15 protein-coding genes are annotated in these 14753 nt (G+C 58.9%); 9 read left to right on the top strand and 6 right to left on the bottom strand.

The features are described 5' to 3' along the window. Positions 1-77 precede the first annotated feature (77 nt). The 6 genes from RBB47_RS27275 to RBB47_RS27300 are packed head-to-tail and all read left to right on the top strand — an operon-like array spanning position 78 to position 4797. Positions 78-1250: an ABC transporter substrate-binding protein gene (locus RBB47_RS27275; RefSeq protein ID WP_305989081.1), complete on the top strand. Its 1173-nt coding sequence runs from the start codon at positions 78-80 to the stop codon at positions 1248-1250. 3 nt (positions 1251-1253) lie between these two features. Beyond that, positions 1254-2225: a YVTN family beta-propeller repeat protein gene (locus RBB47_RS27280; protein ID WP_305989082.1), complete on the top strand. Its 972-nt coding sequence runs from the start codon at positions 1254-1256 to the stop codon at positions 2223-2225. 20 nt (positions 2226-2245) lie between these two features. Continuing rightward, entirely contained in the window at positions 2246-2701 is a 456-nt protein-coding gene (locus tag RBB47_RS27285; RefSeq protein WP_305989083.1) for a hypothetical protein, read from the top strand. Beyond that, positions 2698-3420, top strand: a complete 723-nt coding sequence (locus tag RBB47_RS27290; RefSeq protein WP_305989084.1) for an ABC transporter ATP-binding protein — start codon at positions 2698-2700, stop codon at positions 3418-3420. Before RBB47_RS27285 ends, RBB47_RS27290 begins: the two co-directional genes overlap by 4 nt. After that, the gene (locus RBB47_RS27295; RefSeq protein ID WP_305989085.1) at positions 3417-4208 is read left to right on the top strand and encodes an ABC transporter permease; all 792 of its coding nucleotides are present in this window, start codon (positions 3417-3419) and stop codon (positions 4206-4208) included. Before RBB47_RS27290 ends, RBB47_RS27295 begins: the two co-directional genes overlap by 4 nt. A 40-nt stretch (positions 4209-4248) precedes the next feature. Continuing rightward, the gene (locus RBB47_RS27300) at positions 4249-4797 is read left to right on the top strand and encodes a tetratricopeptide repeat protein (protein ID WP_305989086.1); all 549 of its coding nucleotides are present in this window, start codon (positions 4249-4251) and stop codon (positions 4795-4797) included. A 40-nt stretch (positions 4798-4837) separates the two neighbouring features. Here RBB47_RS27300 and RBB47_RS27305 read toward each other — a convergent pair whose 3' ends face one another. From RBB47_RS27305 to RBB47_RS27320, 4 genes are all read right to left on the bottom strand, one after another. Then, positions 4838-5707, bottom strand: a complete 870-nt coding sequence (locus tag RBB47_RS27305) for a PHB depolymerase family esterase (RefSeq protein WP_305989087.1) — start codon at positions 5705-5707, stop codon at positions 4838-4840. Positions 5708-5801: 94 nt separating this feature from the next. Next, positions 5802-6407 (bottom strand): ABC transporter ATP-binding protein, encoded by a 606-nt coding sequence (locus RBB47_RS27310; protein WP_305989088.1) that lies wholly within the window; start codon positions 6405-6407, stop codon positions 5802-5804. Continuing rightward, positions 6404-7180, bottom strand: a complete 777-nt coding sequence (locus tag RBB47_RS27315) for an ABC transporter permease (protein ID WP_305989089.1) — start codon at positions 7178-7180, stop codon at positions 6404-6406. Before RBB47_RS27315 ends, RBB47_RS27310 begins: the two co-directional genes overlap by 4 nt. Next, a complete protein-coding gene (locus RBB47_RS27320) occupies positions 7161-8138 on the bottom strand; it encodes an ABC transporter substrate-binding protein (RefSeq protein ID WP_305989090.1) in 978 nt (325 codons plus the stop codon). The genes RBB47_RS27315 and RBB47_RS27320 overlap by 20 nt, the downstream gene beginning before the upstream one ends. 346 nt (positions 8139-8484) lie before the next feature. Between RBB47_RS27320 and RBB47_RS27325 the strand changes: the two genes are divergently transcribed. Together RBB47_RS27325 and RBB47_RS27330 are read left to right on the top strand one after the other, a co-directional pair. Continuing rightward, complete coding sequence (locus RBB47_RS27325) at positions 8485-10248, top strand: PQQ-dependent methanol/ethanol family dehydrogenase (protein ID WP_305989091.1); 1764 nt, start codon at positions 8485-8487, stop codon at positions 10246-10248. A gap of 114 nt (positions 10249-10362) precedes the next feature. Continuing rightward, positions 10363-11091 (top strand): response regulator transcription factor, encoded by a 729-nt coding sequence (locus tag RBB47_RS27330; RefSeq protein WP_305989092.1) that lies wholly within the window; start codon positions 10363-10365, stop codon positions 11089-11091. A 64-nt stretch (positions 11092-11155) separates the two neighbouring features. Here the strand turns inward: RBB47_RS27330 and RBB47_RS27335 are convergent, their stop codons facing one another. After that, complete coding sequence (locus tag RBB47_RS27335) at positions 11156-12508, bottom strand: hybrid sensor histidine kinase/response regulator (RefSeq protein ID WP_305989093.1); 1353 nt, start codon at positions 12506-12508, stop codon at positions 11156-11158. Continuing rightward, on the bottom strand, positions 12505-13701 hold the full coding sequence (locus tag RBB47_RS27340) for an FIST N-terminal domain-containing protein (protein ID WP_305989094.1): 1197 nt from the start codon (positions 13699-13701) through the stop codon (positions 12505-12507). Before RBB47_RS27340 ends, RBB47_RS27335 begins: the two co-directional genes overlap by 4 nt. A gap of 186 nt (positions 13702-13887) precedes the next feature. On the opposite strand from RBB47_RS27340, the gene RBB47_RS27345 reads away from it, so the two are divergent. Then, a complete protein-coding gene (locus RBB47_RS27345) occupies positions 13888-14562 on the top strand; it encodes a carbon monoxide dehydrogenase subunit G (protein ID WP_305989095.1) in 675 nt (224 codons plus the stop codon). Positions 14563-14753: the final 191 nt, after the last annotated feature.

The raw sequence follows: 14753 nt of genomic DNA on the forward strand, positions 1-14753 counted from the left end.
AGCCGATGTGGTTACAATCAGCCTAACCTAGAAAATATTGCTGCACTGCGCGTATTCGGGTCATGGGAGAGGGTTGTATGATTGCCAGATTGATCGCGAATTACTTAGTGCTTGTATGGCTTTATTGCGGTGCAGCGTATGGTGAGGTGGCGGTTGCAATCGGTTATCTTGAGCAAATTGAACCACAACCTCCGGTGCTCTCCAACCTCGACCCGATCCCCGAAAACGAGGGTCTTGCAGGCGCTGAACTTGGCCTAAAGGACAATGCGACGACCGGTCGTTTTCTGAAGCAGACCTACTCTCTGGAAACACGGATTGTCGACGAGGGCGGCGATTTTGAAAGTGCCGCGCGCGAGCTGCTGTCGCTGACACCATTCATCATCGTAAAGGCTCCGCAGGAAAAGTTGCTCGCGCTTGCGGACCTGCCCGAGGCGGAAGGTGCAATCCTCTTCAATGCCAGTGCACCGGATGTCGATTTGAGGGGCAATGCGTGCCGGAGGAATATCCTTCACACCTTGCCGTCAAGGGCGATGCTGACGGATGCGCTTGCCCAGTTCGGTGTGCGCAAGAAGTGGACGGACTGGGTGGTCATTTCCGGACCCAATCCGAAAGACAAGGCCTATGCTGACGCGCTGCAAAAGTCGGCGCAAAAGTTCGGCGTGCGCATCCGCGAGGTCAAGGAGTGGGATGTCGATGCGGACATGCGCCGCAATGCGTTCCAGGAACTGCCGCTCTTCACGCAGGATTTTCCCGAACATGATCTTCTGATTGTCGCGGACGAAACGGATGATTTCGGCCGATACGTGCCGTTCAGCACATGGGAACCGCGTCCTGTGGCAGGGACGGAAGGACTGGTGGCGACGGCCTGGGACAGGACAGTGGAGCAATGGGGCGCCGCGCAGCTTCAGAACCGGTTCGAAGAGGAAGCGGACCGGCCGATGAGGCCTGTCGACTATGCGAGCTGGGTTGCCATGCGCGCGCTGGGGGAAGCCGTGACGCGAACCAATCAGGCGGAGCCAGGTGTCATCCGCGAGTACCTTCTTTCCGACAAGTTCGAACTTGCCGGTTTCAAGGGCAGGCCGCTCACGTTCCGGACCTGGAACGGCCAGATGCGCCAGCCGATTCCGCTGGTGCATCCCCGGGCAGTGGCGACCCAGGCGCCGCTCGAAGGATTTCTTCATCAACGAACCGAGCTTGATACGCTCGGAATAGACGAGGCGGAAAGCGCCTGCACCGCATTTGGGGAGTGAAACATGCGCATTCTTTGGCAGATCGCCGGACTTGCGATGGGAATGGGACTTTCCGTTGCCGTCGCAGATGAAATCTGGGTGTCCAACGAAAAGGACGACACGATCAGCGTGATCGATATCGAGACGCTCGAGGTCGTGCGGACAATCGAGGTTGGTGAGCGCCCGCGGGGCATCACCTTCGCCATCGATCATTCGGTGCTTTACCTGTGCGCCTCCGACAGCGACACCGTGCAGGTGATCGATCCGGAAACCGGCAAGGTCCTGCATGAACTGCCCTCCGGCGAAGATCCCGAGCAATTCGTCCTCCATCCGGACAACAGGCATCTTTATATCGCCAACGAGGACGACGCGATCACAACCGTGGTCGATACCGAAACCCGCAAGGTCATTGCGCAGATCGATGTCGGCATCGAACCGGAAGGCATGGCGGTGTCACCGGATGGGGACATTGCGATCACCACGTCCGAAACCACCAACATGGCGCACTGGATCGACACAAAAACCCAGGAGCTTTTTGCCAACACGATTGTCGACCAGCGCCCGCGCCACGCCGAATTCACGCATGACGGCACGGAGCTTTGGGTGAGTTCGGAGATCGGCGGCACGATCACAGTGTTCGACCGCGCAAGCCAGGAAGAAAAGGCCAAGATCAATTTCGAGATCCAGGGCATTCATCCGGATCGCGTTCAGCCGGTGGGTTTCGAAATGACCAAGGACGGCAAGCACGTCTTTGTCGCTCTTGGACCGTCCAACCACGTCGCTGTTGTCGATCCGAAAACCTACGAGGTGACGGATTACATCCTCGTTGGACGGCGCGTCTGGCACATGTCGTTCAACGGTGACGAGAGCCTTCTGTTCACCACCAACGGCGTTTCCGGCGATGTCACCGTGATCGACGTGGAAAAACTGGAACCCATCAAAAGCATCAAGGTCGGGCGCTTCCCCTGGGGCGCGGCATACCGGCCGACAAACTGAGTTCAATCGGGAGGAAACACATGAGAGTCTTGCTCGCCTTTATGACGACCTTCGCCATTTTGACAGCGCCTGTCCTGGCCGACAGCGACGATGACGACGATGATGCACCAGCCTTTGGCAACGCCGGGATTCTATCCAGCAAAAACCGCGAGGACCTGTCACCGCTGACGCTCTCCGCAGGCATGCCGCTCAACGAAAGCGGCAAACTGGAACTGAAATCCGGAACCTACTATGAGATCGAAATCGAGGCTGACGGCAGCCAGGAACTCGCGCTCAACGGTGCCGGTTTCTTCCGGGCGATCTGGATCGACGAGATCGTAATTGAAGGTATCGAGATTCGCCCGCTCGGGGTCGACAGCCTTGAGTTCGACGAGGCCGGCACGGCAGAGATCAGCTTCCTGGCGATCAAACCTGGAACCTATGATTTCGGCGTCCCGGGAAGCGACCTTCAGAAGGTGGAGATAACCATCAAGTGACAACCCGCCTGAGCGTCCAGGGCATTACCCATCGCTATGGCAAGAAAACGGCTCTGAACGACATCAGCTTTTCGCTGCAAAAAGGAACATTTTGCGCTCTTCTCGGCCCGAACGGTGCCGGGAAGAGCACTTTGTTTTCCATTCTGACGCGCCTGTTTGTGCCGGACACCGGCGAAATCGAAGTCGACGGGCATTCGCTGTCGCGAAAGCCGGGTGAGGCGCTGGCGCGGATCGGTGTGGTCTTTCAGCAGCCAACGCTCGATCTTGACCTGACCGTCGTGCGCAACCTGAAGTATTTCGCTGCCCTTCACGGGCTTGCCGGCAAAGAGGCCGACAGGAGGATCGCTGCGTCGCTGGATCGCGTTCAGATGGCGGAACGCGCGGGCGAGAAAGTCAGGGCACTTAACGGCGGGCACAGGCGGCGCATGGAGATTGCGCGGGCGCTGATCCATGGTCCGGCGGTCTTGCTGCTGGACGAGCCGACTGTCGGTCTAGACGCAGCGACGAGACGCTCGATCACCGATCATGTGCACGATCTTGCGAACGAGCAGGATCTGACGGTGCTCTGGGCAACGCATCTGGTCGACGAAGTGCGCGACAACGATCATCTCGTCGTGCTCCATCGGGGCGAGATTTGTGCAGAAGGGAGCGCGGCGGGAATTGCCGGGCAGTCTTCCCTGCATGAGAGCTTTCTGGAACTGACCGGAGGCAGCCAATGAAAGCAGCACTTGTCTGTCTGGTTGCCATTGTTCACCGCGAAGCGCTGCGGTTCGTATCGCAGCGCGGCCGGTTTCTCGCTGCCATCGTACGACCTCTGGTCTGGCTGATTGTGTTCGCGGCGGGGTTCAGGGCAGCGCTTGGCCTTTCCATTCAACCGCCGTATCAGACCTACATCACCTACGAGATCTATATCGTTCCCGGTCTTTGCGGCATGATCCAGCTGTTTTCGGGCATGCAGTCCTCGCTCAGTCTCGTCTATGACCGTGAGATGGGATCGATGCGCCTATTGTTGACCAGCCCTATCCCGCGCTGGTGGCTGCTGTTTTGCAAGCTCTTCGCCAGCACGACCATTTCGATCTTTCAGGTCTATACCTTTCTGGCGATCGCCGCCGTCACTGGGATCACCTTCTCACCGGCGGGCTATCTGGCCATTCTGCCGGCGCTTATCCTGAACGGGTTGATGTTGGGTGCGCTGGGGCTCTTGCTGTCGAGTACGATCAACCAGCTGGAAAATTTCGCGGGCGTGATGAACTTCGTCATCTTTCCGATGTTCTTCTTGTCCACCGCGCTTTACCCGCTGTGGAAGATGGCGGAGGCCTCGACCATCCTGCGAGATATCTGCGCCTTCAACCCGTTTTCGCACGGTGTCGAACTCATTCGCTTTGCGCTCTACGGCCAGGTCGACTGGATGGCCCTTTTGTGGGTCCTGCTGGCCTTTGCAATCTTTCTCTTTGGCAGTCTTTGGGGGTATGATCCGTCCCGCGGCATTGTCAGGCGGAAAGCCTGAACGACCATCGGGACGGTTTTTTCAAACAGGAGGCCCGGGCATGAAAACTTTAGTTGCTTCGATATTGCTGGTGGCAGGAACGTTCGGTCAGGCTGCCCTGGCTGAAGAAGCCGACGACGGCGGTACGCTCAATCCGGACGAGATGAGCCTGAGCAAATCGCTCTCCCGCGCTTTGGAGGGCGACGTCGACATGGTCGTTTGCGCTCAAGGGTACCTGTTGACCAAGAAGGGCGACCACGAGGCCGCCCGGCGGATCTTCCAGACCTGCGCGGACAAGGGCTGGACGGGCACCATGACCTGGATGGCCTACATGAACCAGAACGGTCTTGGGGAGAACGAAGATCCGGCAGCAGCAGCGAACTGGGACAAAAAGGCGGCTGACGCAGGCGATCCGGTTGGGCAGTTCAATCACGGACTGAATCTGCTTCGCGGCTATGGCGTCGACCAGGATATAGACCTCGGCAAAAGCTATATCGACCGGTCCGCCGAACAGGGATTTGAAACGGCCAAGGAGCTGCAAAACGAGGGCTACGACTGGAAGTCCGTGACGCCGGATGCGGACGAATGGAAGTTCCAGCGGATCTACTAGGGGCCGTACCTCATAGCCGTTAGGTTTCAGTTCAAGTCGATTACTGCTTTGCAGTTGCGCCTTGGGCCTTGACCTCGGCCTGACCCAGGGTGCGCTCACCCAGTCGATACTTTGTGAGCGCGCGCTCCAGCGCAGCAGCAATCCAGCCCTTTGGAACAATGTGGCCGCGCTCGTGCAGGCAAAGCATCACCTCCCGGCCGCTTTGGCAGGTCGACCAGACGAGGCAGTCGTGCCCGTTCAAGGTTTCCTTGCCGTCCGGTTCCGCCGCGCAAAGATTGGTACGCCGCCACAGGTCGACCGCCACATTCGGGTTGCCGTCCGCGGCGAGGGGCAAGTCCATGACATTGTCCTTGAAGCCATGCACATACATCACGTTCATCGGCCCGGTCGGACAAGTAATGCTTTCCTGGCGGTAGAGCGTTCCTGCCGCCGGCAAGATGCCCGCGATCAGGTCGCCAGCGTCACAGGCCGTGCGCCAGGCCATCGCCGAGCCGTAGGAAAAACCCGTTGCATAGATGCGGCTCCTGTCGATCGGATAGTGCTGCGCCACATCCTCGATGACGGCGCGAACGAACGGGACATCGCGATTGTCGCGGTTCCAGAAATCCCAGGTCCTGTTGAGTCCTTCAGGAGCCACCAGCAAGGCTCCGTTCTCATTGATTGCAGTCAGGACCTTCGGGTTTTTCAGCGGGTGCTTGGAATCGCGTTTCCAGCCATGGAAATGGATCAGAACCGGCAGCGGCTTTACACCGTCCCAGCCTTCGGGCGGCTTGGCGCGGTAAGGTCTTTCAGCTGCGCTGCAGGCAGTCTCGAGGCCACAGGGATGGACCGGCTGGTTTTCGGCGCTTGCCGTGCCGATGCCGCCAAACAGGAACATCAGGGTTGCCGCCGCCAGAACTGATTTTTGCAAGGATCGCATCTCCGGATTGCTCGAGGCACAAACACTATGGTTTGCCTTCGGGCGCGCCAACTCAAAACGCCGTTAGCGTTTGTTGAAGGCGTGTTCAGCTGGAGACTTCAGTCGGCGTCAGCATCGCTGGCTGGCCTTCAAGCCGAAACACCTTGGTGGCGAGCGCGCCTGCCTCGGTTTCCGAATGCGTCACAAGGAGCGTTGCGATCTGCGTGTCTTTCAAAAGCTCCACCGTCAGATCGATCATGTTGCGGGCGAGGTCCTTGTCCAGCGAGGCAAAGGGCTCGTCCATAACCAGAAAGTCCGGTTTCGCCGCAAAGGCCCGCGCAAGGGAAAGGCGCCGTCTTTGACCGAGGGAAAGCTGGTCGGGAAAGTGGTTCTGCTTTCCGGTCAGGCCGACCCGCTCAAGAGCGTCTTTCACGTCTTCCACCGGGACATTGGTAATCAGCTGGATGTTGTCCGCCGCGCTTCGCCAGGGCAGAAGGGTCGGTTCCTGGAATACCATCGCGATGCGTCCTGGCCGAACGACCTTGCCTTGAAAGTCATCCTCGAGACCTGCGGCGATCCGGAGCAGTGTTGTTTTGCCGATACCGGACGGGCCAAGCACGGCCATGCATTCTCCCGCAGCGATTTCCAGACGGACGTTTCCAAGAACGTCGTGCTCGCCGAAGGATTTTTCGCGGATGTCGATCTCGATCATGCCTGCCGCCACCGGCTCGCGCGGCGCTCCCAGGGCTGAAGGATTGCAAACTCGATCGTCAGCATCACGGCAATGAACGACAAGGCATAGGTCAGCACCATGGCAACGTCGAAGAGCTGGAAATAAAGATGGATCTGAAAGCCGACACCGTTTGACCGTCCGAGAAATTCGACGACAAGAACGATCTTCCAGATCAGGGCCGTTCCGGTGCGCGCGCTCGCGGCGAAATAGGGCGCCAGTTGCGGCGCGATGATGTGCCGAAGGCGCGTGATGCGGGGTACCCGGAAGATGCGGGACATGTCGTCGAGGGCTGGGTCGAACGTGCGTGCGCCTTCCCGAATGAGCACCGTCACCATCGGGATCTTGTTGATGGCAACGGCCGTGATCGCCGCGACTTCGGTCAGGCCGATCCAGAGGTAACACAACACGATGGTGACGAGCGCGGGCAGGTTCAGGAAAAACAGGAGCCAGGGATCGAGCCAGGTGTCGACGGCCTTGCGTCTTCCCATGACAAGACCAGCCACAGTTCCGATAGCCATCGCCAGAATGAAGGCGGCGACAACGCGCCCCAGAGTGACGCCGAGGTTATAGAGCAAGGGGCCGTTGAAGAGCTCCCTTGCCGTGAGCCTCGCGATTTCCAATGGTGAGGGCAGGATCTCCGGATCTGCTAAGGCAACAGCAAAGGCCCACCATCCGACCACCAGCAGGCCGAGGGAAATCAGCCGGACCCTGATGGAGCCGGCTGTCCGGGGATCAGCCTTCCGGAATGACAAACACACCCTCCGGCAAGGTTGTTGCGGACCCGACGAGTTTCTCGCCACCGAGCCGTGCCATGACCTCGAGCATGCGTTCGGCTTCTTCCTCGTTCACCGGGCCTGGGGCGGGAATTCCCGCAACGAAACCGGCTTTCAGCGCTTCAAAATCCGCGTCGCTTTTTGCGCGCATCAGCGGCCTGATCCGGTCGAAGGCTTCCGGGTCGTTCGCCAGGATATCTTTTGCGCCTCTTGAGGCTGCCATGAAACCGCGGACCAGATCGGGCTGCTCCTTCAGCATCTCGCCATGAAAGACGTACCCGAGCAGGGGAGTCTCCGGATTTAAGCCGAGAGCCTTGGCGGCGTCTGAAACGGAGATCAGTTCCCGCATGCCCTTTGCCTTCATTTTTGCACCGAAATGCCAGAAGTTTATTGCGCCTGCGGTCTCGCCGGAGAGTGCATTTTTGAAAATCAGCGGTGGTGCGCCGAAGACCTGCTCGGTTTCGGCGGCAAGGTCGATGCCGTATTCCTGCTCCGCAAAGGCCCTCAGGATCAGCCAGCTCTTGTCAACCGGACCGCCGGCGATGCCAATCTTCTGACCGGCGAGATCCTCAAGGGTCTGGGCCTCGCTGTCCTTGGGCACCATCAGACCGCCAACGGATTTGGAATAGGGCACGAAGACATAGTCGTGTCCGTCCGCACGCTGGCGCGCGACCCACAGCCAGTCGGCAACGACGATATCGGCTTCGCCACCTTGAAACGCGATACGGGTAGCCGGATTTCCGGCAAGGCCAGCAACCTCAAGTTTAAATCCGTTCTGGGTGTCGAGACCGTTGTGCTTGATCGTATCAAGCTCCCAGTTCACCGTCCCAACCTTCAGTACAGCTGCCTTGAGGACAGGTTTCTCGCCCGCGTGAACCTGGCCGCTCAGGGCAAGGCACGCAAGTCCGGCAGCGAACAGTTTGGCAAGCCGATGCATGATTTCCTCCCGATGATATTTACCTTCAGCTTAGCAGGCACACGCGGTCAATGAATTGGACTTTCGGTCGGAACTGGCACCCAATTTGACCGGAAATGCCAGCCAGTCATCTATTGTCAAATCTCCTTAGATCCGGAAATCGGAGCCTTCGCGCTCGGTTTTCCGCATTTGTTGCAGTGCACCTACGCAGAATCCCTGAATTCTGCGGTTCAGAAGGTGCACTATGGTGCAATTCTCGGGCGCCAACCTTTCCACTAGACTGAAAATGAGGGAGGTGGCGGCTACGTGTGTTTGTCCGCATTCAGGACGCGTCGCCCGGTCCGAACTGAACCTGGGAGGAGACAGGATGAGGAAGTTATTCGCAATGGCAGCGGTCAGTGCACTCGCTATGACCGGGGCACACGCCGATGTGACGGAAGAGGATCTGGCGAACGATCAGGCGACCACCAGCAGCGTTCTGACCAACGGCATGGGCCGGGACCAGCAGCGCTATTCGCCGCTCAAGATCATCAACAAGGACAACGTCAAGAACGTGGTGCCGGCCTGGGCATTTTCACTGGGCGGTGAAAAGCAGCGCGGCCAGGAAACGCAACCACTGATTTATGACGGCGTGATGTATATTACGGGGTCCTACTCGCGGCTCTACGCCATCGACGTCAAGACCGGCGAAGAGATCTGGCAATATGACGCCCGCCTTCCCGAGGGCATTTTGCCGTGCTGCGACGTCGTCAACCGCGGTGCAGCTATTTTCGGCGACAAGATCTATTTCGGGACGCTGGATGCGCGGATCGTGGCGCTTGATCTGAAGACCGGCGATGTGGTCTGGCGCAAGAAAATCGCCGATTACAAGGCCGGTTATTCCTATACGGCCGCTCCGGTCATCGTGAACGGTCTTGTCATCACGGGTAACTCGGGCGGTGAATTCGGCATTGTCGGCGAAGTGCAGGCCCGTGACGCGGAAACCGGTGAGCTGGTCTGGACGCGGCCGGTGATCGAAGGCCACATGGGAACCTTCAAGGGTGAAGACAGCACCATGACCGGCACGCTGAACGCGACCTGGCCGGGCGATCTCTGGAAAACCGGTGGTGGCGCGACCTGGCTTGGCGGGACGTATGATCAGGACACGAACACGCTCGTGTTCGGCGCAGGCAATCCGGCACCATGGAACAGCTGGCTGCGTGGTGCAGGCAACCCGAGCGGTACGGAAGGCGACAACCTCTATGCAGCCTCGCGGATCGGGATCAACCCGGAAAACGGCGACATCAAGTGGCACTACCAGACGACCCCGCGCGAAGGCTGGGATTTTGACGGTGTGAACGAAGTGATCCCGTTTGTAGATGCCGAGGGCAACCAGCGCTACGCGACCGCTGACCGGAACGGATATTTCTATATCCTCAACCGGGAAGACGGGGCGTTCGTCAACGCGTGGCCGTTTGTGAAGCAGATCAGCTGGGCGGACGGTATCGGTGAGGACGGCCGTCCGAACTTCGTCGAAGCCAACCGCCCGGGCGATCCGAGCAAGGCAGCCGACGGCAAGAAGGGCGAGGTCGTCTTCGCGGTTCCCTCGTTCCTGGGCGGCAAGAACTGGATGCCGATGGCTCACAATCCGGATACCGGCCTCTTCTATGTGCCGTCGAACGAGTGGGGCATGGACATCTGGAACGAGCCGATCACTTACAAGAAAGGCGCGGCCTATCTTGGATCCGGGTTCACCATCAAGCCGATCTTCGAAGACTATATCGGGTCTCTGAAGGCAATCGATCCGAACAGCGGTGAGATCAAGTGGGAACACAAAAACAACGCACCCCTGTGGGGCGGCGTGATGACCACTGCCGGTGGCCTTGTCTTCACCGGAATGCCGGAAGGCCAGTTCAAGGCCTTTGATGCGGATACCGGCGAGGAGCTCTGGTCCTTCCAGACCGGTTCCGGTATCGTTGGCCAGCCAATTACGTGGGACATGGATGGCGAGCAATACATCGCCATTGCCTCCGGATGGGGCGGTGCGGTTCCGCTGTGGGGCGGCGAAGTCGCCAAGAAGGTGAATTACCTCAACCAGGGCGGTTCGATCTGGGTGTTCAAACTGCCGAAACAGTTGGCATCTTCGAACTAAATCGCAACAGCTCAAGGCTTCCGGCGGTGTTCCGCCGGAAGCCTTCGCGTAAACCCGGCTGTTTGCGTGCAAGAACTGCTCGACACAATTGTTCCGGACCGGGAGGAGAGGGTCATGTCAATTGAAAGCGACAGCGTCACCAAGTTCCTGATCATTGATGATCATCCCCTGTTCCGGGAAGCGCTTCACAGTGCTGTGGAACTCGCCTACCCGAATTCAGATACGCTTGATGCGGCTTCGCTCGATGATGCCTGTGAGTTGCTGGACGACGATGCAGGCTTCGACCTTGCGCTTCTGGATCTGTCCATTCCGGGTGTGAAGGGCATGGACGGACTTCTGCATCTGAGAACACATTATCCCCGCCTGCCGGTGGTCGTTGTCTCCGGAGCGGAAGACCCGCCGATCATCGCCCAGGTCATGGCCTACGGCGCAGCCGGTTTCATCCCGAAATCTTCGAAGAAAACCACCCTGGCGAACGCCATCCAGCAGGTGATGAATGGCGCTACTTACCTGCCGGACGACTACAATGATGCGGACGACGAACCGCTTGACGATCAGACGCGCAAGATGATCGAACGGTTGTCCAGCCTGACGCCACAGCAGATCCGCGTCCTTCAGATGATTTGCAACGGCTTGCTGAACAAACAGATTGCCTATGAGCTCCAGGTCGGCGAAACCACCGTGAAGGCTCATGTCTCGGAAATTCTTCGCAAATTATGTGTTTCGAGCCGGACCCAGGCCGTGATCGAGGTCAAGAAACTCGAAGCGCTCGGCACCGCTGATCCCTTCGACACAAGTGCCACATCAAATCAGGACACCAGGTCCCTCCGGCATCACAGCTAGAGTTTGTGTGTTACCGACTTCGCCGTTCAGGTCGCTTGGCTGCGCGATCAGGTCCCCGGCACGGTTACTTGCTGGAATTGATCAGGTGTGTTGCCAGCGCGCGAAGTTGAGCGGGCTTCACAGGTTTCGGCAGGTGTTCGACACCGAGATGCCTGGCGCGCTCGGTAACACTCTGCGACGCGTCCGCGGTTGCCAGGATAGCCGGAACACGCACTGGCAGCAGGTCGAAAAGGCGCTCCAGCGTGTCGGTACCCAAATGTCCGAAGTCCAGATGGTGATCTGCAATAATCAAATCGGGCAACCAGGTCGTTCCCTCGAGCGCATCAATGGCCTGGGGCGTCGAGCGGGCGATCCTGTACTGACAACCCCAGTTTGCCAGAAGCCCTTCCATGGCCTCAAGAACGGCCGGATCGTTCTCAATAACCAGTATCTTCTTGCCGGCTAGATTCGCGTTTGTGGGCAGTGTGGCCGGAGCAACCGGTGCGGCATTCACCACCGAAGGCGGAGCCTCCGCGCGCTTTGCCCGAATGCGGAAGATACTCCCCTTGCCCGGTGTTGAACGCACCGAGACATCGTGCTTGAGCGCTGTCACCAGCCGGCGGACAATGGCAAGTCCCAGTCCCAGACCGGTCCCGTGTTCTGCATCTCCATGCGTCAGCGGCCCGCGGTGAAACTCCTCGAAGATTTTCTCCTGCTGGTCTTCCGGAATTCCGGCGCCCGTATCGATCACCTCAATGGAGATGTCGTCCCCATGCCTGCGGGTTCCGATCAGGACACCACCGCGTTCCGTGTAGCGGATGGCGTTGGTGATCAGGTTCTGGAGCGCGCGCCGGAGCATCAGGCGGTCCGTGTAGACGCAGTCATTGGTTACGGCAACACGCAGGCGCAGCCCTTTTTTCTCCGCGATCGGGCGCAGATCAGACAACAGGCTGGCGAGTATCGGCGGGATCGGCACCGATGCGAAACGTGGTGTGGTGACACCGGCGTCCAGTCGGGAAATGTCGAGGAGCGTTCGCAGCAGTTCGTTCATCGTATCGAGCGAGCGTTCGACCTGGCTGACCATGGAGCGGGCCTGTTCCGACACCTGCAGGTCATAGAGCGAGGAAATCGTCAATTGCGCGGCGTTCAGCGGCTGCAGAATGTCGTGGCTGGCCGCGGCCAGGAACTGTGTCTTCGACCGGTTTGCGCGCTCGGATATGTCCTTCTGCTCGGCCAGTTCGATATTGGTTTCCTCGAGCCGTCGCAGCGCGGATGTCAGCTCGTCGGTCCGCCGCCTGACCTGGCCTTCCAGCGAGATCGCCGTCTGAAAAAGCGAGAACGCGTTTCGTTGCTGGTCCATGGCCTGTTCAACCCGGTCGACAAGCGCAGAATTGATCTTTTGCAGGCGGATCACGTCATCAATATCGGACAGGCTCATACCGCGTCTCCCGCGTTTCCGGACAACCGCGCAAAGGCAATTCCGGTAAAGGTCTGGTTGAGATGCATCGACAAGTACTGTTCGCCGTAGGTGTTGAACCCGACGACATTGTATTTCTGATAAATTTTCTGGATCCGCTGCGTTGCCTGGCGGTTTTGCGCATCAATGCGCCTCAGGACGCAATCGAATCCGAGAACGAAATCGACATCGCCGATTTCGCTGACCACATTTTCAAATGCCTCGTTCGTGGACCGGGTCATGCCGGTCGGCTCTGCAACCGTCAGGACGATGCCATCGTCGATCGCGCAAAAAAACGACAGGGAACCGTCCGGGTTCACCTTCTGGACAGACCGGCAGTAATATTCGCCGCCGACACGCACGACCAGCGGATGGGAGGCAAAGCTCATCGGCGACAACGCGCCCGGGTCTATCCCGACGGCGCGCGCATATTCCGTCGCGGCCTCCGCCGCATTGAACTCGTAAATGATGCGCCGCTCCGGATCGGACCTAGTCACGACCAGCTTGCGCTCCGTTGGCACAAAATTGTCAGTCTTGAAGATCTTGAACGGCACCTTGCTGCGGAAAAACAGGACAATCGCACAATCGTCTCCGACCTCGCCATTCAGGATCAGCGAGGTTCTGGTGAAGCGCATGCTGTCTCCGGCGGAGCCTCCCAAAAGGGGAATGTCCTCTAACGCCCAGTGCAGCGCGGCGGTGACCATTTCCTCGACGACAGACATGCCGTCGATGAGGCAAAGGGCAAAGATGTCGCCGGTTTCCTGAGTGTTGCCGTTTGTACCGCTTACGGATTCGAAGGTCTGCCGCGCTTCCTTGACCTGGGCGACGATACGGTCGAAGCCAGTTGAGCGGATCCCCTCGATCCGCACGGCGGTGGCAACAAAGTGGTCTTTCGGGAACAACACGGCCATGCACTGGCCGGTGTCTTCTTGCTGGCCGCCGATCTCGCCGGCTGTCGAGCAGGCTGCATATGGCAGCCCGGACGCGTGTTCCGCCATCCGGGTTTTGACCAGTTGGGGCGGGAAACGATCTTGGGAAAAAAACAACAAGCCAAGCGCAAACTGCCCGGACCGGGCAGCTTTCCCGAGTTCAGCCCAGAAAGACTGTTCTTCCGGCTGGCTGGTCGTCAGAACAGCCACGCCGCACTCATGCCGCGTCCCGAAGCTTGGGTTCAATCTCTCCTCCCGGGGTCCGGCTTCCCTTGTCGTCGGGATGTCCGTCTCCGTGTTCAATTTGTAGCTTTAGAACGCGAGCCTTGTAAAGCTGAGCACAACCCGACCTAAAGTACAGTGTACAGCCGTCCGCTGCTGTTCTTTTCTAGTGTTCCTGATTTTTGAAGATATTCAGGTGGGAGGAGCACTATGGATATTTCGGGCAACCAGCTGATACCGGCGGGCCGCGAAGAGGTGTGGCGTGCGCTGAACGATCCGGAAGTCCTGAAGGCCTGTATCCCGGGTTGCGACAGTCTTGAAAAGACATCGGACACGGAAATGAATGCCCAGGTCACGACCAAGATCGGACCGGTCAAGGCAAAGTTCAAGGGCGCTGTGACGCTTGAGAATATCAATCCTCCGGAAAGCTACACGATCACCGGCGAAGGCAAGGGTGGTGTTGCCGGGTTTGCAAAAGGCGGCGCCGACGTCAAGCTGAGCGAGGCGGACGGCGGTACCATGCTTGAGTATTCCGCGAAGGCTCAGGTCGGCGGCAAGCTGGCACAGCTCGGCAGCCGGTTGATCGACTCGACAGCCCGCAAAATGGCCGAGGACTTTTTCACCAAATTTTCAGAAACCGTTGCCGGACCACCCGCGACGGAGGCCGAGAGCAAGCCCGAGGCGGCACCTGCAGCAGTCGCGGCACTTGACTCGGGTGCGGATGCTGGAGCTGCAAGCCAGCCCGCGCGCCCGGTGGAGACGGCCGTATCGGCCGAAACTGAAACTCCGAGCGCAGCCGACGACACAAAGGTCTTCGGTGGCCCAATGGTCTGGGGACTTCTGGCTCTTGGTGTACTGGTCGTCGTCCTGGCGCTTCTTATTTAACGACGGAAGGGACTAGGTGCCGGACAGGCCGGCAGGATGAATTCAATCAGACACCGGTGACAGACCGGGTTGGCAGGATCCAGGGCCCTGTTCGCAGGGCCCGGAAACTTCGATAGGGAGAGGAATTTATGTCGAAGGTATCGATGGTTTTGAACGGGAAGTCTGTTTCGGCGGATGTTGAGGACCGTACG

Origin of the sequence: Roseibium sp. MMSF_3544 (genome assembly GCF_030732845.1) — a bacterium.
Lineage (GTDB): Bacteria > Pseudomonadota > Alphaproteobacteria > Rhizobiales > Stappiaceae > Roseibium.